21 protein-coding genes are annotated in these 26,258 nt (G+C 59.1%); 15 read left to right on the forward strand and 6 right to left on the reverse strand.

Translation table 11 applies throughout. From position 1 onward, the window contains the following. The first annotated feature begins 63 nt into the window (after positions 1-63). From ACR0IK_RS00550 to ACR0IK_RS00560, 3 genes are all read left to right on the forward strand, one after another. The gene (locus ACR0IK_RS00550; RefSeq protein ID WP_480640045.1) at positions 64-3,093 is read left to right on the forward strand and encodes a sarcosine oxidase subunit alpha family protein; all 3,030 of its coding nucleotides are present in this window, start codon (positions 64-66) and stop codon (positions 3,091-3,093) included. Further along, the gene (locus ACR0IK_RS00555; protein WP_480640047.1) at positions 3,086-3,652 is read left to right on the forward strand and encodes a sarcosine oxidase subunit gamma; all 567 of its coding nucleotides are present in this window, start codon (positions 3,086-3,088) and stop codon (positions 3,650-3,652) included. Before ACR0IK_RS00550 ends, ACR0IK_RS00555 begins: the two co-directional genes overlap by 8 nt. Positions 3,653-4,020: 368 nt before the next feature. Further along, positions 4,021-4,464 carry a hypothetical protein gene (locus ACR0IK_RS00560; RefSeq protein WP_480640049.1) on the forward strand — a complete coding sequence of 148 codons (444 nt, stop codon included), beginning with the start codon at positions 4,021-4,023 and terminating at the stop codon, positions 4,462-4,464. Between the two features lie 33 nt (positions 4,465-4,497). On the opposite strand, the gene ACR0IK_RS00565 is transcribed toward ACR0IK_RS00560, so the two are convergent. Then, positions 4,498-5,259: an FkbM family methyltransferase gene (locus ACR0IK_RS00565; RefSeq protein WP_480640050.1), complete on the reverse strand. Its 762-nt coding sequence runs from the start codon at positions 5,257-5,259 to the stop codon at positions 4,498-4,500. Positions 5,260-5,359: 100 nt separating this feature from the next. On the opposite strand from ACR0IK_RS00565, the gene ACR0IK_RS00570 reads away from it, so the two are divergent. The 3 genes from ACR0IK_RS00570 to ACR0IK_RS00580 all read left to right on the forward strand — a co-directional run bounded on the left by ACR0IK_RS00570 (position 5,360) and on the right by ACR0IK_RS00580 (position 7,500). Continuing rightward, a complete protein-coding gene (locus ACR0IK_RS00570; RefSeq protein WP_480593284.1) occupies positions 5,360-5,959 on the forward strand; it encodes a superoxide dismutase in 600 nt (199 codons plus the stop codon). 3 nt (positions 5,960-5,962) lie between these two features. Next, a complete protein-coding gene (locus ACR0IK_RS00575; protein ID WP_480640053.1) occupies positions 5,963-6,841 on the forward strand; it encodes a metallophosphoesterase in 879 nt (292 codons plus the stop codon). Between the two features lie 209 nt (positions 6,842-7,050). Next, on the forward strand, positions 7,051-7,500 hold the full coding sequence (locus tag ACR0IK_RS00580) for a host attachment family protein (protein WP_480640055.1): 450 nt from the start codon (positions 7,051-7,053) through the stop codon (positions 7,498-7,500). Between the two features lie 44 nt (positions 7,501-7,544). On the opposite strand, the gene ACR0IK_RS00585 is transcribed toward ACR0IK_RS00580, so the two are convergent. Next, positions 7,545-8,096: an LOG family protein gene (locus tag ACR0IK_RS00585; RefSeq protein WP_480640057.1), complete on the reverse strand. Its 552-nt coding sequence runs from the start codon at positions 8,094-8,096 to the stop codon at positions 7,545-7,547. Between the two features lie 126 nt (positions 8,097-8,222). On the opposite strand from ACR0IK_RS00585, the gene ACR0IK_RS00590 reads away from it, so the two are divergent. From ACR0IK_RS00590 to ACR0IK_RS00605, 4 genes are all read left to right on the forward strand, one after another. Further along, entirely contained in the window at positions 8,223-9,488 is a 1,266-nt protein-coding gene (locus ACR0IK_RS00590) for a LysM peptidoglycan-binding domain-containing protein (protein WP_480640059.1), read from the forward strand. Between the two features lie 61 nt (positions 9,489-9,549). Beyond that, a complete protein-coding gene (locus ACR0IK_RS00595; RefSeq protein ID WP_480640061.1) occupies positions 9,550-11,373 on the forward strand; it encodes an ABCB family ABC transporter ATP-binding protein/permease in 1,824 nt (607 codons plus the stop codon). A 54-nt stretch (positions 11,374-11,427) separates the two neighbouring features. Beyond that, positions 11,428-11,832 (forward strand): DUF2147 domain-containing protein, encoded by a 405-nt coding sequence (locus ACR0IK_RS00600; RefSeq protein WP_480593303.1) that lies wholly within the window; start codon positions 11,428-11,430, stop codon positions 11,830-11,832. 154 nt (positions 11,833-11,986) lie between these two features. Then, on the forward strand, positions 11,987-12,310 hold the full coding sequence (locus ACR0IK_RS00605; protein ID WP_480640063.1) for a hypothetical protein: 324 nt from the start codon (positions 11,987-11,989) through the stop codon (positions 12,308-12,310). A 45-nt stretch (positions 12,311-12,355) separates the two neighbouring features. Here ACR0IK_RS00605 and ACR0IK_RS00610 read toward each other — a convergent pair whose 3' ends face one another. Next, positions 12,356-16,129 (reverse strand): efflux RND transporter permease subunit, encoded by a 3,774-nt coding sequence (locus ACR0IK_RS00610; RefSeq protein WP_480640065.1) that lies wholly within the window; start codon positions 16,127-16,129, stop codon positions 12,356-12,358. After that, the gene (locus ACR0IK_RS00615) at positions 16,126-17,358 is read right to left on the reverse strand and encodes an efflux RND transporter periplasmic adaptor subunit (protein ID WP_480640067.1); all 1,233 of its coding nucleotides are present in this window, start codon (positions 17,356-17,358) and stop codon (positions 16,126-16,128) included. Before ACR0IK_RS00615 ends, ACR0IK_RS00610 begins: the two co-directional genes overlap by 4 nt. Before the next feature lie 224 nt (positions 17,359-17,582). Between ACR0IK_RS00615 and ACR0IK_RS00620 the strand changes: the two genes are divergently transcribed. The 5 genes from ACR0IK_RS00620 to ACR0IK_RS00640 all read left to right on the forward strand — a co-directional run bounded on the left by ACR0IK_RS00620 (position 17,583) and on the right by ACR0IK_RS00640 (position 23,110). Then, positions 17,583-18,254, forward strand: a complete 672-nt coding sequence (locus ACR0IK_RS00620) for a hypothetical protein (protein WP_480640069.1) — start codon at positions 17,583-17,585, stop codon at positions 18,252-18,254. A gap of 40 nt (positions 18,255-18,294) precedes the next feature. Then, on the forward strand, positions 18,295-19,617 hold the full coding sequence (locus ACR0IK_RS00625) for a PQQ-like beta-propeller repeat protein (protein WP_480640071.1): 1,323 nt from the start codon (positions 18,295-18,297) through the stop codon (positions 19,615-19,617). Positions 19,618-19,665: 48 nt separating this feature from the next. After that, positions 19,666-21,129, forward strand: a complete 1,464-nt coding sequence (gene der, locus ACR0IK_RS00630; protein ID WP_480593314.1) for a ribosome biogenesis GTPase Der — start codon at positions 19,666-19,668, stop codon at positions 21,127-21,129. A gap of 164 nt (positions 21,130-21,293) precedes the next feature. Further along, positions 21,294-22,280, forward strand: coding sequence for a fatty acid desaturase (locus ACR0IK_RS00635; RefSeq protein WP_480593316.1), 987 nt, complete (start codon positions 21,294-21,296; stop codon positions 22,278-22,280). Positions 22,281-22,372: 92 nt separating this feature from the next. Then, positions 22,373-23,110, forward strand: a complete 738-nt coding sequence (locus ACR0IK_RS00640) for a helix-hairpin-helix domain-containing protein (protein WP_480640073.1) — start codon at positions 22,373-22,375, stop codon at positions 23,108-23,110. 54 nt (positions 23,111-23,164) lie between these two features. Here ACR0IK_RS00640 and serS read toward each other — a convergent pair whose 3' ends face one another. After that, a complete protein-coding gene (serS, locus tag ACR0IK_RS00645; RefSeq protein WP_480593321.1) occupies positions 23,165-24,457 on the reverse strand; it encodes a serine--tRNA ligase in 1,293 nt (430 codons plus the stop codon). A 72-nt stretch (positions 24,458-24,529) separates the two neighbouring features. Further along, positions 24,530-26,194: a mechanosensitive ion channel family protein gene (locus ACR0IK_RS00650; RefSeq protein ID WP_480640076.1), complete on the reverse strand. Its 1,665-nt coding sequence runs from the start codon at positions 26,192-26,194 to the stop codon at positions 24,530-24,532. Positions 26,195-26,258 lie beyond the last annotated feature (64 nt).

The raw sequence follows: 26,258 nt of genomic DNA on the forward strand, positions 1-26,258 counted from the left end.
CCGTCTTTTCAAAAATACTCCCGCCGGAGGCTTTGAAGCCTCCACCTGCGAAAGGTCCGCAAAATGAGCACCCGTCTCGCAAAACAGGGCCGGCTGATTAACCGGTCGAAACAGGTCACTTTTACCTTCAACGGCACCTCGATGCAGGGCTATGAGGGCGACACGCTTGCCTCGGCCCTGCTGGCCAACGATCAGATGATGGTGGGCCGGTCGTTCAAATACCACCGTCCGCGCGGTGTCGTCGCCAGTGGTGCCGAAGAGCCGAACGCTTTGGTCGGTCTGGGGCAGGGCAACCGGTTCGAGCCGAACCAGCGCACCACCACGACCGAGCTGTTCAATGGGTTGACGGCGATCTCGCAGAACCATTGGCCGAACCTCGAGTTCGACATCGGCGCGGTGAACACTGTATTCGCGCGCTTCCTGCCGGCCGGGTTCTACTACAAGACGTTCATTCATCCGAAACCGTTCTGGAAACACGTCTACGAACCCTTCATCCGTCAGTCCGCTGGTTTGGGCAAAGCGCCCGACAAGGACAGCCGTGACGCGGACACCTATGAGCACTTCTACCACTTCACCGATGTTCTGGTGATCGGTGGCGGTGTGGCTGGCCTGCAGGCCGCGAAAGTTGCGGCGCAATCCGGTGCCAAGGTCATGCTGATCGAGCAGACCGCGCATTGGGGTGGCCGTGCTCCGGTTGATGGCGGTACTATCGACGGTGAGCCTGTGGATAAGTACGTGGAACAAGTGGTTTCCGAACTGGAAGCAATGGACAATGTCACCCTGCGCAATCGCTGCATGGGTGCAGGCGTCTATGACCACGGCTATGTGCTGGGCTATGAGCGCCTGACCGACCACACCCCGGGCGTCCAAGGTCCCCGTCACCGCCTGTGGCGCATTCGCGCCAAGCAGGTTGTGACCGCCACCGGTGCTATCGAACGTCCGCTGTCTTTCGCAGGCAACGATGTGCCCGGCGTGATGCTCGCCGCGGCCATGCGCGATTACGTTGTGAACTGGGGCGTAACCCCGGGTGAACGCGTGATCGTCGCCACCAACAACGACGACGCCTACCGGACCGCGATTATCCTGCAACAGGCCGGAGTGGACGTTCTTCGTATCGTCGATGCGCGGACTGCGGCGGGTCCGCTGGCTGAAGAGGCGCGTCAACTCGGAATCCGTGTCGATCCGGGCAAAGCTATTGCCAAGGTCAAGGGCGGCAAGCGCGTTAAAAAGGTCGCGCTGTGCAATCAGGAAGGCATCGGCGGCGCTCGCGAAGAAGTTGAATGCGACGCGGTTGCCATGTCGGGCGGCTGGTCTCCGGTTGTGCACATGTGGTCGCATTGCGGTGGTAAGCTGATCTGGGATGAGGCAAACGCCCATTTCCGCCCTGATCCCTCACGTCCACCTCTGGGAGCAGATGGCGAAGGGTTCGTTCTGGCAGCTGGGGCGTCGAACGGTCCGCTGGCATTGGGTGAAGTTCTGGCCGACGCGCATGCTTCCGGTAAGGCGGCAGCCAAGGCGGCTGGCTTCAAGCCGAAGAACACCAAGGCTCCGCAGGGAGAAACCACGGCAGAGGCCGCGATGGAGCCGGTCTGGCTGATGCCTGCCAATGCCGAAGTCCAATTGCGCATGAAGTCCTGGTTGGATTTCCAGAACGACGTCAAAGTCTCTGACGTCCAACTGGCGGCGCGCGAAGGCTATGAGAGTGTCGAACACACCAAGCGTTACACCACGTTGGGTATGGCGACCGATCAGGGTAAGCTGAGCAATATAAACGGCTTGGCAATCCTCGCTGATGCACTGGATGCGGAGATTCCCAAGGTTGGAACCACCACATTCCGTCCTCCTTACACGCCCATCTCACTGGCGTCGATTGGCGGCGAGGCACGTGGTGATGTGTTCCAGCCGATCCGCCGCACGCCGATGCATGACTGGCACGACAAGAACGGCGCCGATTGGGAGCCGGTCGGACACTGGCGCCGGACTTATGCCTATGTCCGCCCCGGTGAATCCGTGCATGACGCCGTGAACCGTGAGGTAAAGAACACTCGTGAAAACCTCGGCCTGCTGGATGCTTCAACGCTTGGCAAACTGATCGTCAAAGGCCCGGATGCCGGTAAGTTCCTGGACATGCTGTACACCAACATGATGTCCACGCTGAAGGTCGGCAAATGCCGCTATGGTCTGATGTGCTCGGAAAACGGTTTCCTGATCGACGACGGCGTTGTTGCCCGTATCGATGAGGACACCTGGCTGTGCCACACAACCACCGGTGGAGCCGAGCGTATCCATGGCCACATGGAAGAGTGGCTTCAGACCGAGTGGTGGGACTGGAAAGTCTATGTCGCCAACGTGACCGAGCAATACGCTCAGGTTGCCGTGGTTGGCCCCAACGCCCGCAAGGTGCTGGAGAAGTTGAACGCGCAAGCGGGCGGCGGCATGGATCTGTCGAAAGAGGCGCTGCCCTTCATGGAATGGCGCGATGGCAAGATCGGCGCGTTCGATGCGCGGGCCTACCGCATCTCGTTCTCGGGTGAGTTGTCCTATGAGATCGCGGTCCCTGCATCTCAGGGTCAGGCGTTCTGGGATGCCCTTGTCGCGGCAGGTCAGGAATTCGGTGTCATGCCTTACGGCACCGAATGCCTGCACATCCTGCGGGCCGAGAAGGGCTTTATCATGATCGGGGACGAGACCGACGGCACCGTGATTCCGCAGGATCTGGGACTGCACTGGGCACTGTCCAAGAAGAAAGAGGACTACCTTGGCAAGCGCGCCCATTCGCGCACCCATATGGCCGATCCGGACCGCTGGATACTGGTGGGTCTTGAGACTGTGGATGGTTCCGTCATCCCGGACGGTGCTTATGCAGTCGGTGAGGGCGTCAACGCCAATGGCCAGCGCAACATGATCGGGCGTGTGACCTCGACCTACTATTCGGCCAACCTAGGCAAGGGCATCGCCATGGGCCTGATCAAACACGGTCCCGACCGCATGGGCGAAATCGTCGATTTCCCGGGCACGGATGGTAAAACCTACAAAGCCAAGATCGTAGACCCGATCTTTTTTGACAAAGACGGGGAGAAGCAGAATGTCTGAACCCATAAGCGCACTGAACCACGCCAGCTATGACGGCATCGCCAAGGTCGAGGAATGCGGCCTGCAGGGGATGATCACCTTGCGGGGCGATCTGTCCGACAAGGTACTGGCAAAGGCCGTCAAGGACGCAACCGGGCAGAAAATGCCCGGTCAGCGCGAAGCTCTGGTCAACGGCGATACCGGCGTCTGCTGGATGTCCACTGACGAGTTGCTTGTGCTTGTTTCTTACGCCGAGGTCGAGGCCAAACTGGCCGCAATGAACAATGCGCTTAGCGGCACACATGCGCTCGCCGTCAACGTCTCAGACGCGCGTGCGGTGTTCCGTATCTCGGGCGCAAACGCGCGTGAGGTCATGGGCAAGGTCGCGCCGGTCGATCTGTCGGCCGAGGCATTCCAGCCCGGCCAGATCCGCCGCTCGCGGCTGGCGCAGATAGCGGGCGCGTTTTGGATGGATGATGCCGAAACCTTCCGCGTCGTCTGTTTCCGCTCGGCCGCAGATTACGCGTTCAAACTGCTGAAGGTTGCGGCGCAGCCGGGCAGTGAGGTCGGGGTTTACTGACCTTACGATGTGTCGCCCAGAATTAGGACCGCCCGGACACTTCGGGCGGTCTTTCTTGTTTCCGAGCAGTCTTAATCTTGTAAAAAACCCTCTTTCAACACTGAGTTGGTCGGTGGAATCGCGTTGCACCTAATTGGAGAAAGTGGTTCTTTGGCTTCGCGCAATGCGCGACAGAAAGTTGTTTTGGGGGAATGTCGAAAATTAAAGAAGTTGGACTGTTCATAAATGCAGCCATCTTCGCAGAAGAAATATAACACAGTACGGAAAAGTCTTGTTGGCCTCTTCGCAGACAAGAATCGAACTACATGAAATCACAGATAAATGCGACCCAAAGTGCGGGCGCAAACAATAGAAACGAGGTATACTTAATGAAGCGCATGTCCCTTATTCTGGCTTTTGGCTTGTGTACGACGGCAGCCCACGCGGCGGTACAGAGTTACGAGTGCGACCTGCGCAGCACAAAGGATCAGGGTTGGGTTCCAGACAAGGTTTATCTGAGCGTAGATGCGGAAAACAAACGTGCGCGGGCCTATGATGGCGCTGTGCGCGCTTCAAACGAACTTGCGGGGATAAAGGCGAATACTCCAGTTGATGCGCAGTTCAAGAAGACGCGGAAAGGTGAGTACCGATTGTCCTGGCGGGTTACCCTGCGCGCACTCGCTACAGGCGATTACCGGGTCAGTTACACGGCGACGCTTGATCCAGAGCGAAATACCATAGGTTTGAAGGTCGGTTTCCCGCAGGCCAACGTCTCGACCCGCCCTTATGGCAAAGGGGTGTGCAAGCCGATTGCCGGAGACGTTCTGTATTAAAGAAGGCGTATGCTGGCGGGTGAAAGAGGTTTTTTAACCCGTTAGCAAGAACGTTTCAAAGCCGGACACAGCCGGGTCGCGCGTCAAGCTTTCAAAGCTGACACCTGATTGGGTGCCGGACTTGCAATCGGAATAGAACGAAAGGAGGTCCGCGATTTCCTGCATGCGGGCCTTTCGTATGTCTGGTTCAAGTAAACCGCCGTGGGTCGAGAGATACAGTGCGGGGCGGTGTTCCCTCAACCACGGGATCAGCGTTGGCAGCACTGTAAACTCCGCGCCCTCGATATCCATCTTCACCAGCGACACGCCAGACAGATCGTTTGTGGTCGCGAACTGATCCCACGCAATGGTCAACGCATCAGACCCATGCGGGCCGTCATGCAGGAGGGAACTGGTGGAGTCGCCCGGCTCTCCGCGCACCGAAGCCATGCGGGCCACGCTGAACCGGTCTGACAGCGCCACCCCAAAGGCCGAGACGTTGCGAATGTCGTTCAGATCAAGATTCCAAGCCAGATACCGGTAGGCGGTGGGATCAGGTTCGAAACACCAGACATGCCGTGCCTTGCGGGCACCGTACAGGACCGTAGGGCCGATCCAGGCGCCGATGTCCAGGAAATCACTGTCCGATGACAGGAACTTGTCCAGCACAGCGAAAGTTTCCGGTTCCCAAGCACCGGCGGAGGCCTTGCGCCAGAATTTCGAATGATAGGGGTCAAGGCGAAACGGCTCTCCGTTCAGATTGCCCGCATAGTATCCGCGGGCGCGGTAGAACATCTTGCGCGCCTGTGTAAGCATTGCCTGCCTCCGGGTTTTCTTGTCTCGGCTCTTGACCTGCGGCGGCTGCCAAAGCATTTAACCCTTGGGAACCGCAACTTTTATTTCACAGGGGGCCGACATGGCTTTTGAACTTCCTGATCTTCCTTATGCACATGACGCGCTGGCAGCCAAGGGTATGTCCGCGGAAACGTTGGAATATCACCACGACCTGCACCACAAGGCCTATGTCGACAACGGCAACAAGCTGATCGCCGGCACCGAGTGGGACGGCAAGTCGCTGGAAGAGATCATCGTTGGCACCTATGACGCAAACGCTGTTGCGCAGAACGGTATCTTCAACAACATCAGCCAGCTGTGGAACCACAATCAGTTCTGGGAGATGATGGGCCCCGGTGGCAACGCCATGCCCGGTGAGCTGGAAAAGGCACTGACCGAAAGCTTCGGCTCGGTTGACGAATTCAAATCGCAGTTCAGCGCCGCTGGTGCCGGTCAGTTCGGCTCGGGCTGGGCGTGGCTGGTCAAGAACGCCGACGGCTCGCTGGCCGTGACCAAAACCGAAAATGGTGTGAACCCGCTGTGCTTTGGTCAGACCGCGCTGCTGGGTTGTGACGTGTGGGAGCATTCCTACTACATCGACTTCCGCAACAAGCGTCCGGCTTACCTGACGAACTTCCTCGACAATCTGGTGAACTGGGAAAACGTTGCATCGCGGATGTAATACTTGACCCGACGGGGGTTCATAAAGGGCTTGCTGGCGGCCACGCTGGCAGGCCTTTTTATTGCCGCCTGGGGGTTTTTCGTTGAACCTCTAGTGCGGCTGCGCGTGCGCAAATGGCGTGTAAAGCGCGCGGATTGGCCCGCCAAGCCTCTGAGGATCGCAGTTCTTGCCGATCTGCATGTCGGAGAACCCTATGTCGGGCTGGCCCGGGTTCGGCAGGTAGTGCGGCGGACCAACGCTCTGGCGCCTGATCTGATCTTGTTGCTGGGCGACTATGCTGGCCATCACAAGTTTATTTCTGAACAAGTTGACGCCAAAGATCTGGCCCCAGAGCTTGCGAAACTGGAGGCGCGAAACGGAGTCTACGCCGTTCTGGGCAATCACGACTGGTGGGCTGATCTGGATGCCCAGCGACGCGGCGCAGGACCGAACAAATTTGCCGAGGCGTTTCAGCATCAGGGCATCAGGGTTCTGTCCAACGAAGCGGTTCGGCTGGACGATTTGGGCATCTGGCTGGCTGGTCTGGAAGATCAGCTTGCATTCAGACACAACGGAAAAGGCAAAGGGTTGGATGACTTGCCAGGAACGATGGCGCAGGTCACCGATGACGCGCCCGTTGTGATGATGGCTCATGAACCCGACATCTTCCCCAAAATGCCCGAAAACGTGGCGCTGACCCTGTCCGGGCACACGCATGGTGGTCAGGTGCGTTTGTTTGGTTGGTCGCCCGTGGTGCCCTCGAGATTTGGTAACCGCTACGCATATGGGCATGTTCGCGAAGGCAATCGTGATCTGGTTGTGTCGGGGGGGATCGGGTGTTCGATCCTGCCAGTGCGTTTTGGTGTGACGCCCGAGATCACGGTGATCGAACTGTCGGCCTGACAGGAGAAAACCCGCCGATGAAGAAAGTTTCATCCTGAGACGGGATTGCACAACGCCCCGCAGTACTTACCTTAGGTTAGGCGGAGGGAGAGACCGCTAACCATTTGAAACAAATTCAGGCGACGCACCGGATCAATCTGGTCGCGTAGCGGTGAACCTTTGCCTGATGGATGAGGGATGGCCGTAACAGCCATAACAAGGAGAGCACGATGGTCGCACTTGAACAGGGAACTTGGGTTGTCATTGCCGATGGGGAAAAAGCTTTGTTTGTTGAAAACATCACCGATGCCGAAGACCCCAATCTGGTCGTTGTTTCGGTTGAGGAGCAGGACGTGTCCTCACGCCCGACCGACCGGGCAGGGCGGCGTTTTGATACCGGGCCGAACCAGAAATCGGCAGTTGAAGAACCAAACTGGAAAACCCATGCAAAATCCCTGTTTGTTCAGGATGTTGCCAATCTGTTGAACCGCAAGGGGCTGAAGGGGGCATTCAACCGTCTGGTGCTGGTTGCCAGCCCGCACGTTCTGGGCTTGCTGCGCCGTCGCCTTCACAGCGAGGTTCTGGCCAAGGTTGTGGCCGAGGTCGATAAGACCCTGACCAACCATCCTATTCACAAGGTTGAAAAGCTGCTGACCAGCCGCCTGAGCCCGGCAGCCTAGACAATGCAAGTGCAACGGGCGGTTTGAATCCGCCCGTTCCCAGATCAGGTCAGGAAACCACGCAGGGTGGACATTGCGCCTGTCGGATCATCGACCCAGGTGATGAAGTCCGCCAGCGATCCGTCGGCAAATCCCTGACCGATAACCTGCTGCAACAGATCGCGCAGTGCATCCCAGTAGCCATCCACATTCATAACCAGAATGGGTTTTTCGTGCAGGCCAAGTTGTCGCCATGTCAGGGCCTCGAACAGCTCGTCCAACGACCCCGGACCACCGGGCAGAACCACTACCGCATCCGCATTCATGATCATGACCTTTTTGCGTTCGTGCATCGTTTCGGTGATCACAAAACGGGTCAGGTCGGTCTTGCCGACTTCGCGCCGTAGCAGGTGAACCGGGATCACGCCGAACGTATCGCCTCCGGCGGATTGAGCAGCGCGCGCGACCTCGCCCATCAGGCCGACATCCCCGGCGCCGTAGACCAGCCGCCAGCCTTCCTGCGCCAGCAGGGTGCCGAAGGTCTTCGCGGCGTCGGAATAGGCGGAATTTGCGCCATTACGTGACCCGCAATACACACAAACAGATTTCTGAGTCATCGTGAACACTCTCCGGGGTTGTGCCTGAGGTTTTGACCCCTGATAGCGGGATTGATAGATTGGCTCAACCGTCAGGCAGAACGTGTTTTAGACAAAGCACTTGCGCTGCGGAGTGAAAGGAAAAACATGAACGCCGAGTCGGGAGAGACAAGCTCTGGCACCGTCGTCTGGGGTGTGATCGCCGGTATCGTGGTTGTGGTCGGAGCAGGCGGGTTGTTGCTGTCCGGCATGCGTGGTGACGCGCCCGAAGAGACCGCACCGCAGGTCGAGGTTGCGGTTCCGAGCACCGAAGACAACACCTTGTCTGAGCCCGCCGAACAAGAACTCGAAGCCGAGGCACCTGCAGGCGAGGAAGACGGCGCGGCAGAGGCTACGTCACAGGTCACCCCTTCTCTGGACCAGATATTTGTCGAACCGGACGGAAATACGGTTCTGTCCGGCACGGCCGAGCCTGGCGCTGAGGTTAACGTGCTGTTGGATGGTGAGCCGGTCCACAGTTTCACGGTCGACCCCAGCGGCCAGTTTGCCGAATTCCTGTCGATCCCGTTTTCCGTCACCGCGCGCGGGCTGACGCTGGAAACGCAGGGTGAACAGCCGGTACGCTCGGATGACTATGTCATCGCGGCCCTGCCAGCGTCTGAACCGGGGGACGAACCCACAGCGCCTGTTGAAACCGCGGAAAATGCAACTGCCGGACCGGAGAGTACGGAAACCGAAGACGTCGCAGCATCAGATACAGTCGCTGCACCCGCGCCAACCGAAACAGGCAATGCACCCGCGCCAGAAGCTGAGGCCGAACAGACGACGCAAGCCGCCGAAGAAGATGCTCAGCCCCAGGGGGTCGCCGTATTGCGATCCGGCGAAGACGGCGTCGAACTGGTGCAGGCGCCCAGGGTACAATCGCAGGCGCCGGATCAGGTCGCTCTGGACACGATTGGCTATTCCAATACCGGTGATGTCGAGCTGACGGGCCGGGTGCCGGACGGTTCGGTTGTACGTCTGTATCTGGACAACCGGCTGGTGGATGACCTGACCCCCGCTGAAGACGGCAAATGGCGCAGTGAACTGGATGGTGTCGAGCCCGGCGTCTACACCCTGCGCGTGGATGAGGTCGGCGCGGACGGCACGGTGGTCAGCCGCCTTGAAACCCCGTTCAAACGCGAGCCGCAAGAGGTCCTTCGCGCGGCTGAGGCGGCCGATGAGGCGGCACTTGCTCCAGACACACCGTCAATTCGTTCAGTGACCGTGCAGAAGGGCGACACGCTCTGGGCAATTTCGCGTGAACGGTTCGGCGATGGTGTTCTGTATGTGCGGCTGTTCGAAGCCAACCGGGATGCGATCCGCGATCCTGACCTGATTTATCCCGGTCAGATATTCACGATCCCTGAATGAACCCTTTGCCTCTGGCCCTTTCCAGGGCAGGGACTATCTCTGACCGCAGATCAGGTAAGTGATGAGACGAACAGCCCCGATGCATTCCGACGACACGCCCCAAACTGACGAACGCCAGTCCGGTTGGCGCACGATCCGCAAGGTCGCGCCGTATCTCTGGCCCGAGGATGAGACCTGGGTTAAACGTCGGGTCGTGATCGCACTTTCGATGCTGGTGCTGGCCAAGCTGATCGCAGTCTGCACCCCGATCCTGTACAAGGGCGCAGTCGACGCGCTGGCCGGTGAGGGCGTGCCGCCGCTGGCATTGGGGGCCGTGGGCCTGACTGTTGCCTATGGTGTGGCGCGGATGATGACCGTTGGTTTTCAACAGTTGCGCGACGCGGCCTTTGCCCCGGTGGGGCAGCGCGCCTTGCGTGCACTGGCCTTGGAGACGTTCCAGCACATTCACCAACTATCGATGCGCTATCACGTGACGCGCCGCACCGGGGGCCTCAGCCGGATCATTGAGCGCGGTGTCAAAGGCGTAGAGTTTCTGCTGCGCTTCCTGCTGTTCTCCATCGGACCGCTGATCCTGGAACTGCTGCTGGTGGCGATCATCCTGATGTGGCTGTTCGATGTCTGGTATCTGGTCGTCGTGGCCGTGACCATCGGCTTCTATATCTGGTTCACCTTCGCCGTCACCGAATGGCGCGTGAAGCTGCGACGCGAGATGAATGATCAGGACACCGAGGCCAACCAACGCGCCATCGACAGTCTGCTGAACTTTGAAACCGTCAAGTATTTCAATGCGGAACAGCGCGAAGCTGAACGCTATGACGTGTCGATGAAGGCTTATGCCGGGGCGGCGCTGAAAACGGCTTACTCGCTGGCCTTCCTGAATTTTGGTCAGTCTTTCCTGATTACATGCGGGCTGATCGGGGTGATGGTTCTGGCGGCTGTTGGGGTTCAGAACGGCTCGTTGACCGTGGGCGATTTCGTCATGGTCAACGCCTACATGATCCAGATCACCGTGCCGCTGAACTTTCTGGGCACGGTGTACCGGGAAATCCGTCAGTCTTTGGTGGACATGGGGCAGATGTTTGACCTCTTGGAGCAACCCGCCGAAGTTACCGACAAACCCGACGCGCCGGACCTAGTGGTCAATGGCGGTGCGGTTACGCTGGACAATGTCCATTTCGGCTATGACGCGGATCGGGAAATTCTCAAGGGCATCTCGCTGACGGTACCGGCGGGTCAGACGGTGGCTATCGTCGGGGCGACGGGCTCGGGCAAGTCCACCATCGGGCGGCTGCTGTTCAGGTTCTACGACGTGACCGGCGGTGCGCTGAAGATCGACGGCCAGGACGTGCGTGACGTGACGCAGAACAGCCTGCATTCCGCCATCGGTGTGGTGCCGCAGGACACGGTGCTGTTCAACGACACCATCCGCTATAACATCGCCTATGGCCGCGACGGTGCCTCGCAGGAAGAGGTCGAGGCCGCCGCCAAAGCCGCCCAGATCCACGATTTCGTCGTTACGCTGCCCGAAGGGTATGACACCAAGGTGGGCGAACGTGGGTTGAAACTGTCGGGTGGTGAAAAACAACGGGTTGGCATCGCCCGCACGCTGCTCAAGAACCCTCCGATCCTGTTGCTGGACGAGGCGACCTCGGCGCTGGATACCGATACCGAGCAGGACATCAAGGACGCACTGGCCCGGGCCGGGGAAGGGCGAACCGTGCTGACCATCGCGCACCGTCTCAGCACCATCGCAGAGGCTGATCGCATCGTCGTGCTGGAGCAGGGCGAAATCCTTGAACAGGGCACCCATGACGAACTGCTGCAACGCGAAGGCCGCTATGCGCAGTTGTGGAGCCGCCAGCAATCGGACGCTCAGGCCGCGTGACCTGCGCGGCGCGGGGATGTGCTATGATAACCGCGTATAGGAGGAGGTGGTGTGATGCGAAAACTCGTTCGATTTGTAGCTATAGCAACCGCGCTCGCCATTTTGACGCCGGCTTTTGCAGCCGCTGATCCCATCGTCGGCGTCTGGAAAACCGAGCCGGACCGGAAGAAGCTGATCTCTCATATCAAGATTTCGGCCTGCGGAGACAAGTTCTGCGGCCAGATTCAGTCGGCCTATGACACATCCGGCAAAGAGGTGCAGACCCCCAACATCGGTAAGAAGCTTTTCTGGGATGTGGCCAGCGAAGGCGGCGGTAAATACGGTGGCGGGGATTTCTGGATTCCCATGGTCAATGTGGACGTCGTGCCGCAGATGACGCTGAGTGGGGACACCCTGACCGTGCGCGGATGCGAGCATGCCGTCTGCGGGCATCAGAAGTGGACCCGTTTGTCTAAGTGATACACTTGTTCCGGCAGGGTTCTGTTGCACGAATGTACAACATTTCGGTTACCAGTCTGATCGTGGCTGATTGTCATTTGATCAACGGTGTTGGAAGGGTATGACGAGCCGTACCAACAGAGTGGTGTTGGACAGTAAATCAGGGAAACACCTAATGAAGAAGTTTTTTGCTGCGCCGATCATCTTGGCGTCAGTTTTCGCGTCTACTGCGTCCGCCGAGGATCTGGTTTTTCTGCTAGGCAATAAAAGCAGCGTTGATCTGGTCGAATTCAACGTCTCGTCAAGTGCGTCGGACAATTGGGAGTCGAACCTGCTGCAGGGCGATTTCATCGCGCCGGGATACGAGGCGGACGTACTGATTGCTGACGGCCTGACCACCTGTGTTTACGACATTCGCGGGGCGTTCTCAGATGGATCCACAGCCGAAGAGTATGGCTTGGACCTGTGCGATCTGGGTGAATACGTCTTTACGGACTAAGCCGATTTGAAACGAAGTATGGCGAGCCGTCGGGCTCGCCATATTTTATTCTGCTGCTTTCAGGGGCGGACCCGGCGGATGCTCGTTTTTTTGAGCATCCTTGGTTGCAGGAGGTGTTTCGTCGTCCCAAACAACTTCGGTCGCTTGTGCCTGACGGACGGCTTTGCCAATTGCCATATCCTGCGCGATCTGGCTGGACTTGCCAGATGTCGCGCGGGCAAGCACCCGGCCCAACCATACCGTATAGGTCGTCACCCATACCCGTAGCGCCAGCAGGGAAGGCGTCACGATCAGCGTCAGAACCGTCGCGATTCCCAGCCCGAACACCACCGCAGTGGCCAGCTGTTTCCACCACAGCGCAGTCGGGCTGTTGATCGAATAGCCGCCATTGATGAAGTCCAGCGACAGGCCAAACATCATTGGTGTCAGACCGGCCATCGTGGTGAGGGTGGTCAGCAGAACCGGGCGAATGCGAGCCTCGGCTGTGCGAACAATCGCCTCGATCCGGGGCATATAGCGGCTGTATTCCTGATAGGTGTCGATCAGAACGATGTTGTTGTTCACCACGATTCCCGCCAGCGCCACGATGCCCGTACCGGTCATGATGATCGAGAACGGTTGCTGCATGACGATCATCCCGATCAGAACCCCTGTGGTCGACAGCACGACCGCCAGCAACACCAGCACCGAGTTATAAAGCGAGTTGAACTGAGCCAGCAGGATCACGAACATCAGACCCAGCGCGCCCAGGAATGCGCTTTTCAGGAAGGCGCCGGATTCTTCCTGATCCTCCTGATCGCCGGTCCATTCCCAGCTGACCGCGCTCGAGAACGGTTCGGTGTTCAGCCATTCGGTCAGCAGAGCGATACGCTCGTTCGGGTTGACCAGAGCAAACCGCGCTTCGCTGTCTTCGATAGCGGCGCGCAGGTCATCGACGCTTTCTGCACCGGTTAATTGGAACAGCTCGTATACCGAGCCGTCCGGGCCGTTGATGGTTGTCCCGTTGGATTCGGCGCCTTCTTCGATTGCGCGGACGACGGCGAGACGTTGTTCGATTCCATCCGGACCATCAACAACCACCTTGGACAAGCCCGGCTCAACATCCGCCTTCACGTCGTAATACCGCTGCTGGTCGATCCGGTTGATCTCGGCCAGTTTGGCCACTGGTTGGCGAGTGACGAAGTTCGACAGCGGCACCAGCCCGTCGGGGGTACGTACCTTGAGCGAGTCCAGCGTAGACAGCACCCGGTCTTCCTCGGGTAGGCGGACGCGGATTTCGACCTCTTCATCGGTGCTGTCGGGGCGCATTTCGCCCAGCAGGATACCGCGGGTCACCAATTGCACCATGGCGCCGACGGTGGCGACGTCGGCTCCGAACCGACCCGCCTTGGCAACGTCCACGTCGATCTGCCAGTCGATGCCGGGCAGGGGCATGGTGTCTTCGATCTTGATCAGGCCCGGTGTTTCGTCGAACACAGCCCGCGCGGCTTCGGTGGCGGTGGTCAATTCTTCCCAACCGTCAGCCTTGATGCGCAAATGTACAGGCTTGGCCGAGGCCGGCCCCTGTTCCAGCGGCAGGATTTCCACGATGAAACCGGGCAGTTTGGCGAGTTCCATGTTCAGCTCGTCCAAAACGAAGTCACCATCATATTCCGGAGCGATGATTTCGCGGTCGAACAGCCCGAATAAGGCGGGCTCGGTTTGCTTGGGCCGGTCTTCCCACGGGGTGATTTCGAACTGTACGCGACCTACGGTATCGGCCGGTGCCTGCGCGCCGCCGTTGTTCTGATTCAGCCCCCCTTCACCGGCAAAGGCGAACACGTTGGTCACGGCCGGGTGCGCACTGATCACTTCTTCGGCGGCCAGTACCAATGCGTCTTTTTCCTGCAGCGACAGGTTGCCCCGCGCGCGGACATAGGCGGTGGCCTGTTCCGGTTCGGTTTCGACGAAGAACTCCACGCCACGGTTGTTGTTCATGAAATAGGTCATCACCCCCACGACGCTGAGGGCGATGACGGCAATCGAAACCACAGGCATGATCGGGTTACCGACCAGGAATTTGACCACGTAGCCGAATGGCGTGTGCTCGCGCGCGGTATGGACACGTTCTTCGTGATGGCGTTCGATCTTGGCGGCGCTCAGGGTCACCGAACCGGCAAAGCCGCCTGCGATGAACAGCAGTGCACCCGACACCACGCCCCCGGGCAACAGGTAATCGGGGTTCAGCATTTGCATTGCGCCAAGGAAGATCATGTAGAGCGACGGCGGCACCAGCACTGCGCGCACCCACCAGGGGGCTACACCGCGCAGCCAGTTGGAGGTGCGGTCGAAGGTGCGGCTCATCCGTCCGGACACACCGCCGACGACCGGCAGGTAGATCAGCGCGACGATCAGTGACGAGGACAGCACAAAGATCAAAGTGATCGGCAGCATCTTCATGAATTCACCGGGCACACCGGGCCAGAACAGCATCGGAAGGAAGGCACACAGCGTCGTCGCAGTGGACGACACGATGGGCCAGAACATCCGCTGTGCCGCCTCGACATAGGCGTGCATAGGGCCGATGCCTTCGCTGATGCGCTTGTCGGCGTATTCCACGACCACGATGGCCCCGTCGACCAGCATACCGACAGCCAGGATCAGCCCGAACATCACCATGTTCGATATGCTCACACCCATGATGGCCAGAAACGCAAAGCTCAGCAGGAACGATGTCGGGATCGCAAAACCCACCAGCAGCGCGGCGCGCGTACCCAGAGAGGCCAGAACCACGATCATAACCAGCGCAATGGCGGTCAGAACCGAGCCCTCAAGCTGGCGCACCATCGAGTCGACGATACGGCTCTGGTCGTTCGAAGTGCCGACATCGACGGCTGCACGCAGTTCGGCGGGCCATTTCTCCTGTGCGGCGGCGAGGGCTTCTTGCACCTGCGCCACGGTGTCGATCAGGTTAAAGCCTTTGCGTTTGACCACCTGCAGGGCCACGGTGGATTCGCCGTCGAACCGGGCGGTGCCTTCGCGGTCTTCGAAGGTATAGTTGATCTGCGCCAACTCACCCATTGTCACGACGCGGTCACCATTCACCTTGACGGGCAGGCTGTAGACATCCTCGGCGGTTTTGAACGACGACGGGATTTTGACCGAGAATGTACCCTGCGCGGTATCGACCTCTCCTGCGGCGATCAGTTGGTTGTTGTTTTGCACGACACTGATCAGTTCATCCGCCGACACGTCATAAGCCTCGAGCCGCAGGGGGTCGATGATGACCTCTAGCAACTCATCGCGATTGCCTGCGATCCCGGCCTCAAGCACCGAATCCAGTGCTTCCAGATCGTCCTGCAAATCTTTTGCAATGCGCGCCATCGTGCGTTCGGGTACGGCGCCGGTAAGGTTGACGATGACGATGGGGAACTCGGAAAAGTTGATTTCGAACAACGAATACTGCTCGGCCCCTTCCGGGAAATCAGCCTGCGCGCTGTTCATTGCGTCGCGCACATCCGCCATGATGGCGGTTTTGTCCCAACCAAAGTCGAACTCGAGCGCGATACCGGCGTATCCTTCTGCCGCGGTGGCGGTCATTTCCTTCAGACCGTCCAGATCCGCCAGCTCGGTTTCCATCGGCTTGATCAGCAGATTCTCCGAGTCCTCGGCGGAAATGCCGGGAAACTGGACCGAGACGAACAGGGCCGGGATTTCGATATCCGGTTCACCTTCCTTTGGCAGGCTGACATAGGCAAACCCGCCGACAACCAGCGAGATCGCGATGAAGGCCAGAACCATGCGGGCCCTGTCAGCGGCCCATCCTACTAAACCTGTCATTGTGCAGCTTCCCGATAGGTGGGCTTGACGGTGACGCCCTGCGTCACGAACTCCTGCCCGACAACGATGACATCTGCGGTTTCCGGCAGCCCGTCGACCCAGACGCCTTCGGCGGTGTCGCGCAGCAGGCGGATCGGCATGAAACCGACTACGTTTTCAGCGCCTACGGTGCGGACGCCAACCTGACCTTCGTTGTTCAGTGTCAGGGCAGATTGCGGCAGAAGATGCGCCTTTGCCCCTTCGGCCGAAATGCGGATATCGGCAGTTTGACCGTCGCGAATGTTGAGCTCTGGATTGGGGACAGTGATCTCAACCTCGAATGTGCGGGTGGTTTCATCCGCCGACCGGCTCAGGAACGTGACACGACCAGCGACCTGAAGACCGGTAACAAGCTGCGCCGAGGCTTCTGAGCCGACAAGGATCTTGTTCACGTCGACCTCGGGCACGAAACCGACCAGTTTGATCGGGTCTAACTGAATGACCGTGGCACAGAGCGAGCCGGGTTGCATCAGGCTGCCCAGTTCCGCTGTGTCGCTCTCCAGCAGCCCTTTGAACGGGGCTTCGATGGTCTGGCGGTCAATCTCGCGCTGGGCGGCCTTGACCTCGGCGATGGCGGCTTCGATGCCGGCTCGCGTGGCTTCCAGACCGGCCTCGGCAGTCTTTACACCGGCTTCGGCCGAGCGCATCGCGGCCTCGCTGGAAATCCGGCGGGTTTCCGATCCGAACCCGGTTTCCGACAGTTTCTGGGCTGCCGTCAAATTGATCTGTGCCTCGGCGACTAAGGCATGGGCCTCTTCCAGGCGGGCCTCGGCCTCGGGGATTCGGCTTTCCGCCTCAAGTCGGGCAGCTTCAGCCTCGGCCAAGCTGGCGGGGCGGGTGCCGGGGTCCAGCTCGCACAGTAGGTCGCCCGCTTCGACGAAGGTTCCCTTGCGCTTGGGTTCCGAAATCACCGTCGAGGTCGTTTCGGCCAGAACTTCAACCTGACGGTTGGCCTTTGTTTGCCCGCGCAACAGCACGGCGCTGTCAATTTCCCGTGCTGCGGATCGCAGGACAACAACGCCAATGGCGTTCTGGTCTGACGTCACGTCGTCTCCTGATTCCGTGTTGGATGCCGTGTCTGCCTCAGAGTCGCCGCGACCGGCGAAGGCAAACAGCGCGTCCCGTTCGAAGACCAGAAAGAACAGCGCTGCAATAACCAAAATTGCATTCACGAATGAAATCAAACGCATACAAAGAATCTCCCAGAATTCGCCGCCGATTGTCCTACGGCGTGTATGCCTGAAAATGGGGTCAGGCGCGTACCATTTCTACACTAAACTGGATAGTTCGGATTATTTTTTTGCGCAAGGACGGCGTGTCGCGGTGAAAATGTGCGAATTCCGGCCCTTGGCTTGGCAAAGACGGCGGGGTATGACATGGCGCCATATGAACTGGTTACAGCCCGGGGAGCAGGATGAGCGACACCGACAGTTTTATTGATGAGGTGACCGAAGAGGTCCGCCGCGACCGCCTGTTCCTGCTGCTGCGCCGCTGGGGGTGGGTCGGCGTTCTGGCCGTGATCCTGATCGTGGGCGGTGCCGCCTTCAATGAGATCCGCAAGGCTCGGACCACCAGTCAGGCAGAAAAGCTCGGCGATGAGATTCTGGGCGCGTTGACGCAGAATGACTCGGATGAACGTGCGGCCAGCTTGGCCAGCATCGATGCGGTCACGCCCGGTGGTGACGCCGTCCTGAACTTGCTGTTGTCCTCGTCGCAGATCGAGGCTGGATCACGCGAAGAGGCTGTGAACAGCCTGAATGCCGTCGCGGTGCAGGGCGATCTGCCGGAAATCTACCGTGCCATTGCTGCTTTCAAGGCGCTGCTGCTGCAAAGCGACACCCTGCCGGTGGCCGACCGGCGCCAGCAGTTCGAAGCACTCGCTGCTCCGGGGGCACCATTACGGTTGCTGGCCGAGGAGCAGCTGGCTCTGATCGACATCTCCGAGGGCAACGCCGATGCGGCGATCGAGCGGCTGCAGGCGATGCGTCAGGACGCAGAGATCGGTGTTGACCTTCAGCAGCGTGCTGCACAGTTGATTGTCGCGCTTGGCGGCGAACCGGAACCGCTGGTGGCCCAACAGGGCTGATACAGCGGCAATAATGAATGACAGGCGATTTCGGAGCATCATGGTGACAAGTCTTTTCTCCCGCATTGGATTGTCGGTTGCGGCATTATCGCTGACGGCGCTTGCTGCCTGTGAAGAGCCCGAGGTCATACTGCCCGGCCCGCGTGAGGATATCCGCCCGGCCTCGGATTCCGAAGCCACCGAAACACGAGGCTCGAAGCCGATCAGCCTTCCGGCGCAAAAGGCGAACGCGAACTGGTCGCAAAGCGCCGGAACGCCTGCCTATCGCACCACCAATGCTGCCTTGCGTGCCACGCCACAGCGCGTTTGGTCTACCTCGATTGGTGATGGAGATTCGCGGAAACGGCGCATCACCGCTGAGCCCGTCGTTGCTGGTGGTTTGATCTATACGCTGGATTCCGGCGCAACCGTATCCGCAGTGACACCGCAGGGGCAGGTGGCGTGGAGCAAGAACCTGATCCCGCCAACCGACGGGGATTCAGATGCGACGGGGGGCGGGCTGGCGTATGCCAATGGTGCGCTCTACGTGTCGTCGGGGTTTGGACGGCTGACGGCTCTGGATGCGAAATCCGGCGCGATCAAGTGGCAGAAACGCCTGAATGCTACTGGCAGCGGTGCGCCTCTGGTCAATGAGGGCCTGCTGTATCTGGTTGCGGGCGACGAAACTGGCTGGGCCGTGAACACCAAGGATGGCCGCATCGCCTGGCAGATTCAGGGCACACCGAGCGTCGGCAATGTACTCGGTGCCCCGGCTCCGGTCATTGCGTCTGAGTTTGCGGTCTTTGCCTTTGGCTCGGGTGACGTGGCCGCGACCTTCCGCAAGGGCGGCATCCGTCGCTGGAACGCTTCGGTTGCGGGTGGACGCCGGGGACGTGCTGCGGCGCAGATCGTTGATGTGACTGGTGGACCCATGGTCGTTGGCGACAAGATCTATATCGGTAACCACTCGGGTCGGACCGTGGCGTTCGACACGGGCTCGGGCGAGCGGGTCTGGACTGCGGATGAAGGCGCGGTTGATACGGTCTGGCCAGCGGGCAACAGTCTGTTTCTGATCAGTGATCGCAGCCAGCTGGTTCGGCTGAACATCGCGGACGGTTCCATCGTCTGGGCGCAGGACCTGCCGGGTTTCGTCAAAGATAAGCGGGGACGGCGCGGCCCGATCGTCGCCCATTACGGCCCGATTCTGGCAGGTGGGCGGATAGTCATCGCCTCTAATGACGGGTTCCTAAGGTTCTACAACCCGGTCGACGGCACGCTGGTCAACAGAGTAGAGGTGCCAGGCGGTGCCACCACGGCCCCGGTTGTGGCTGGGCAGACGCTTTATGTCGTGTCGTCCAAAGGTGATCTACACGCTTTCCGTTGACCGAAAGATGCGTTAAAGGGCGCGTCTGAGTCTTGAAAGTTGAGTATCATGTCGCTGACCCTCGCCATCGTGGGGCGCCCGAATGTGGGCAAATCCACCCTGTTCAACCGCCTTGTGGGCAAACGACTGGCCTTGGTCGACGACCAGCCCGGGGTAACGCGTGACCTGCGCGAAGGCGAAGGGCGTCTGGGCGATCTGCGTTTTACTGTGATCGACACGGCGGGTCTTGAGGACGCGACCGACGACAGCCTGCAGGGCAGGATGCGCCGTCTGACCGAGCGCGCGGTGGACATGGCCGATGTCTGCCTGTTCATGATTGACGCCCGCGTGGGCCTGACGCCCACCGATGAGATGTTCGCCGAGATTCTGCGCAAACGATCCAAGCACGTGATCCTTGCCGCCAACAAGGCTGAGGGCAACGCGGCGGATGCCGGTGTGCTTGAGGCCTATAACCTTGGCCTTGGTGAACCCGTTCGCCTGTCGGGGGAACATGGCGAGGGGATGACCGACCTTTATGCGCAGTTGATGCCTCTGGCCGATGCAGCGGCGGAGAAGGCCGAGGATGACGCTCCGGAAACTGATATCCAACTGGATGAGGATGGAGAGGGTGAAACCCCTTTGATCACTGCGGCCAAGCCACTGCAGGTCGCGGTCGTGGGGCGTCCGAACGCCGGAAAATCGACCCTGATCAACAAGATCGTTGGCGAAGACCGTCTGCTGACCGGCCCCGAGGCCGGGATCACGCGCGACGCGATCAGCCTGCGGTTCGACTGGGCCGACCCGGATGGTGACAGCACCCCGATGCGGATTTTCGACACCGCCGGGATGCGCAAAAAGGCCAAGGTGCAGGAAAAGCTGGAAAAGCTTTCGGTGTCCGATGGCTTGCGCGCCGTGAAATTTGCCGAAGTTGTGGTGGTACTGCTGGACGCAGCCATTCCGTTCGAACAGCAAGACCTGCGCATCGCCGATCTGGCGGAACGCGAAGGCCGCGCCGTGGTCGTTGCAGTGAACAAGTGGGACATTGAAGAGGACAAGCAGGAAAAGCTGCGCGATCTGAAAGAGTCCTTCGAGCGCCTGTTGCCGCAACTGCGCGGCGCGCCGCTGGTCACCGTGTCGGCCAAGACCGGCCGCGGGCTGGAGCGACTGCGCGCTGCAATCCTGCGCGCTCATGACGTTTGGAATCGCCGTGTTCCCACTGCGGCGCTGAACCGTTGGCTGACGGCCATGCTCGAACAGCACCCGCCGCCAGCCCCTCAAGGCCGCCGGATCAAGCTGCGCTATATGACACAGGCCAAGACCCGTCCCCCCGGGTTCGTGGTCATGTGCTCGCACCCGGACAAGATGCCGGACAGCTATACGCGCTATCTGGTCAACGGCCTGCGCGAGGATTTCGACATGCCGGGAACGCCGATCCGCCTGACGTTGCGCGGGCAGGGTGACAAGAACCCCTATAAGGGGCGGCGAAAGAAAAACGCGGGCGCGTTGGCCAAACATCTCAAGGGTCGCGCGTAACTGCGCCAATTTTCAGCATTTTTGGTTGAAGGGCGTGACAGTCCCGTTGCCGCAGGCTAGCATTCGCCTGTGTGCATGTGTTTCTGTGCGCGTGACTTGAATTCGAGGAAGACGCAAATAGTTTCGATGTGAATTTAACTTGGCCAATCGTGGGGACAGGCTGAATGAACTTGCGGGAATATACACGACAATATGCGGTGCAGGATAACCGGCTGGCCGCCCTAAGCTATTTTGGAACATTCGCGGTTTATTTCTCGTCGCTGGCGCTGGCCATCGCGTATGTCGACCGCTGGTATGTCATGATCCCCGCTGGGGTTGTGTTCGCCTTTTCCGCTGTGCGCCTCTATGTGCTGCAGCACGACTGCGGTCACCATTCTCTGTTCGAAACTCGTGAACAGAACGAATGGGCCGGGCACGGGCTGTCTCCGTTCACCTTCGCGCCGTTCGAGGTAATGAAGCAGAACCACAACCTGCACCATGCGGGCATCGGCAATCTGGAACATCGCGAAACCGGTGAGATTCATACCATGACCCTGCGCGAATGGAACGAGGCGGATTGGAAAACCCGATTGTTCTATCGTCTTTATCGCAACCCGTTCGTTCTGGTCCCGGTCGGTGCACTGTTTACCTATTTCATCCGCTATCGCTGGCCCAAGAACACGGTGCGGTTCGGGGTCAAGGGCGTGGTGTTGCACAACCTGTCCATCGTGGTGTTTCTGGGCCTGCTTTACCTGATCGCAGGCACGACGGGCATTCTGGTCTGGCTGGTCTTCTCTCTGCTGGGTGGGATGCTGGGCGTGTTCCTCGTCTATCTGCAGCACAATTTCGAGGACACCTATTGGGACCGCCGTCCGGACCTCGATCCGCAACTGGCGGCGCTGCAGGGCTCGTCGGCATTGGATTTCGGCTGGTGGTTCGACAACGCCGTAGCGTGCATTACGTTACACGATATTCATCACTTCAACGCTCGCATTCCGTCTTACCGGTTGCGGGCGTGCCACTATAACCTGCCGCCCGAATACACGCCGCGCCGGATCAAATTCCCCGAGGCCGTGGCGGCGCTGAATTTGAAACTCTGGGACGAGGATGCCAAACGCCTCGTGCCATTTCCGAAAAAGGACACAACCGGTACGCTGGCGCACAGCAGTTGATACTTTGCGGCGGCTTTGATCGCCCATCGGCTTGCTGTTGTGTATATACGGTGTATATATAGTTGTTTACAGGGAGAAAGAAAGGACAAAAAATGACCGCAGTGACAGAAGTTAAGGGTGTGGGTGAGGCGATGGCACAGGCGCTGAGCGCCAATGGTTTTAAAACCGCCGAAGCCATAGCCAAAGCCAGCCCAGCTGACCTTACCAAAGTCCCCCGAATTGGGGCGGCGCGGGCTCCGCTTCTGATTGCTGCTGCGAAAGAAGCGATTGCGGCCAAACCAGCTGCAGCCAAAACTCCGGCCAGAAAACCTGCGGCGGCCAAACCAGCTGCAGCCAGGACTCCGGCCAGAAAGCCCGCAGCGGTCAAAACAGCTGCTGCCAAAACTGCAGCCAGAAAACCCGCAGCAACAAAACAAGCCGCTGCAAAAACTACCACTCGCCGCAGTCCGGCGCGCAAGCCTGCCACGCGCCGCGCTGCGCCGCGCAAAACTGTAGCAGCTGCAGCCGCCGAAAAACGCGCAGAAGAGGCCGCGCGCAAAGCTGCAGAAGACGCCGCGCGTAAGGCCGCCGAAGAAAAAGCCGCTGCCGAGGCCGCCGAAGCAAAAGCCCGCAAGAAGGCCAAGGCAAAAGCCAAAGCCGAAAAGGCCGCCAAAAAGCTGCAAGAGATGGAAGCCGTGTTCTCGAAGGCCAAGGACAAGGTGAAAGCCAAGTCGAAAAAGGACAAAAAGTCCAAGAAGGACGGCAAGAAAAAAGATCAGAAGAAAAAAGACGACAAGAAGAAAGAAAAAAACAAAAACAAGAAGAAGGATAAGAAAAAGGCGAAGAAGTAAGCCCTCTCCGCCCTTTGGATTATCGAACCGGCGCTGCTTTCGGCGCCGGTATTTCTAGGCCAGCGAGCCGTCCAGTTGCAGCGTCAGCTTGCCACCCAGATAGGGGGCCAGAACCTCGGGCAGGGTCACGGTGCCGTCGGCATTCTGGCCGTTTTCCAGCACGGCGATCAAGCAGCGCCCAACGGCTAGACCCGAGCCGTTCAGTGTATGGACATATTCCGGCTTGCCGCCGCCCTCGGGGCGGAAGCGCGCATTCATGCGACGGGCCTGAAAGTCACCGCAGGTCGAGACCGAGCTGATCTCGCGATAGGTGTCCTGACCCGGCAGCCACGCCTCGATGTCATAGGTCCGGCGCGCGCCAAAGCCCATGTCACCGGTGCACAGGATCATGGTGCGATAGGGAACGCCCAACTTTTCCAGAATACCCTCGGCACAGCGCAGCATACGCTTTTGTTCCTCATCCGATTTATCCGGATGAGTGACCGAAACCATCTCGACCTTTTCGAACTGGTGTTGGCGCAGCATCCCGCGGGTGTCCTTGCCCGCAGATCCGGCTTCGGAGCGGAAGCACAGCGAATGCGCGGTGTAGCGGCGGGGCAGGTAGCTTTCCTCGATCATCGTATCGTTGACGATATTGGTCAGCGAAACTTCGGAGGTCGGGATCAACCACCAGCCTTCACGGGTCTGATAGCTGTCCTCGCCGAATTTTGGCAGTTGGCCGGTGCCCTGCATCATCTCGGACAGAACCAGAACCGGTCCATTAACCTCGGTCAGTTCGTTTTCGTTGATATGCGTGTCCAGCATGAATTGGGCCAGCGCCCGGTGAATGCGGGCGACGCCACCGGACAGCAGTACAAAGCGCGAGCCCGAGAGTTTGGCCGCGGTCTCAAAGTCCATGCCGTTCTGCACGGCTTCGATCTCGAAATGCTCTTTTGGGGCAAAACCCAGCTCGCGCGGGGTGCCCCAGCGGTTGATCTCGACATTGTCGTTCTCATCCGCGCCTGCGGGCACGTCCTCGGCGGGCAGGTTGGCAATGCGGATCAGCTGGTCCGTCAGCAGAGCGTCCAGGTCCTTGGCCTCGGTTTGCATCCGGGCGATCTCGGCCTTTTTCTCGGCTACCAGAGCGCGCAGCCGTTCGAACTCGGCCTCATCGCCGCGGCCCTTGGCAGCTCCAACCTCTTTGCTGGCCTTGTTCTGTTCGGCCTGCGCCGTTTCAGCGGCAAGAATCTTGGCGCGGCGGCTTTCGTCCAGCCTGAGCAAATCTGACGACACCGGCGCGTCCCCACGGCGCGCAAGAGCGGCGTCGAAGGCGGCTGGGTTTTCGCGAATGGCGCGGATGTCGTGCATGGTTCAGATCCTTAAATGCGTGAATCACTGAAACCGCTTATGCACCATCTAAAAGGCAGGGTGTAGCACCGGTTACGACTTATCCGCACCCGCGAGCGATTCATGCGCCAGCTGCCCATCCCATTCCCCGGTTGGGATTTTTGGCTCGGGCGGATCGGCCATGTAAGAGGGCGTCATGATCTGCACCCCGTTCTCGTTGAACACGGCCACGATATTGCGATGCAGGTCCGATCGAATTTTCGGGATGATACTACCGCGAGTCGTGTAGCCGTTGATCTGGTAGTTGATCGCGTAATCTGCCAGAGCGGTCCACAAAACAAAGGGTTCAGGTTTTACCTTGATCCCTTTGGTGCGATGGGCGGCCTCTATTAGCATGGCCTCGACCTTTTCCGGGGGCTCTTCATAGCCGATGCCGACAGTGGTGTGCAGCAGCAACCCGTTGCCATCGGTCTTTTTTGAGAAGTTCACCACATCCGAGTTCATCAATTGTGCATTGGGGATTGAGATCAACTCGTTCTTGATTGATTTCAGATGCGTCTCCATCAGCTTGATTTGAACCACATCGCCGATATGATCCCCGATCTGGATACGGTCCCCAATAGAGGTCGAGCGGCGATAGATCACGAATAGCCCTGCCAGCATGTTCGACACGACTGAGTTTGCACCCAGCGAAAGCATTGCGCCGACAAGAATGGTCAAACCTTGAAACGCGGCCGAATCCGTGCCGGGGATGTAGGGGACGGCAAAAACCAACGCGATCAGGATGACAACGACGCGGGCGATATTGAAAGTAGGGCTGACCCAGTGTTTCTCGAAATCACCCAGATCGAACGAGCCTGCCTCGACCGCATCAAAGAACACGCGCATACCCCTGATGATATACGTTGTGACCCACGCGATCAGACCCAGCATGATCAGATTGGGGAAATAGCTGATGATTCCCCTGAAAATCAGCAGGACCGGCTCGGTCAGATAGGTCAGCAGCAATTGAGCGAAATAGCGAGTTTCTGCAAAAGCCAGAAGAACGAAGGACAGGTAGTAGTAAAAGCCCAAGAAGAAGATCACCAGCAGGACGAAGTTCAGCCCATACCGGACCAAAGCAGCTATCGCCTCGGCCTGAACGCTTTTGGCGGTGGCGGTTTCCACGTCTTTCAGGTGGCGTTTGACGAATTTTAGCGTGCGCCGCCTGATCCTGCGATGCAGCCACAGGATCGTTATGACAAAGACGGCAAATCCGACCGTCCAGGCCGCGGCCTCTATAGCGCCTGATACCCGCGCTTGTTCACTTCGGTTTGCGCGATAGGAGATGATGGCCGTTTCAATGGCGCGCCCATGCAGAAAACTGAGGACATCCAGTTCCATCTGTTCCAAATCAGCGTCGGCGGTGGTGACTATCGAAACCGAAACACCGTCGACAAGAATATGCGTGCCGAGATCCGTATCCTCATACGTCACAACGACGTCGGAGCTTTCTGAGGATTCGGCGACCTCTATGATGTTGTTCTGAACGGTTACCGCGCGTTCCGGAGCGGGAAGTGCGCTGGAGCCGCGAAGAAAGAACAGCGTGTCGCCGTCGACAATTACCGGCGCCTTGAAAACTTCGGTGTCGCTTATCTCGGTGTCCTGTGGTTCAGCCGGTGCGTTCTGCGCAGCGATTGGATTGGACAGAAGGACAATGACAACGGTCGAAAGCAACAGATGCATCAACAACTGGAAGGGTTTGATGTTTCTAGTCATTCGGCCTCCTTGCCTCTGACCATATCCATGTCGGCGGGCGTTCCTAGGACATATCTGCAACGCT

The sequence above is a fragment of the Ruegeria sp. BF7 genome (assembly GCF_056538605.1).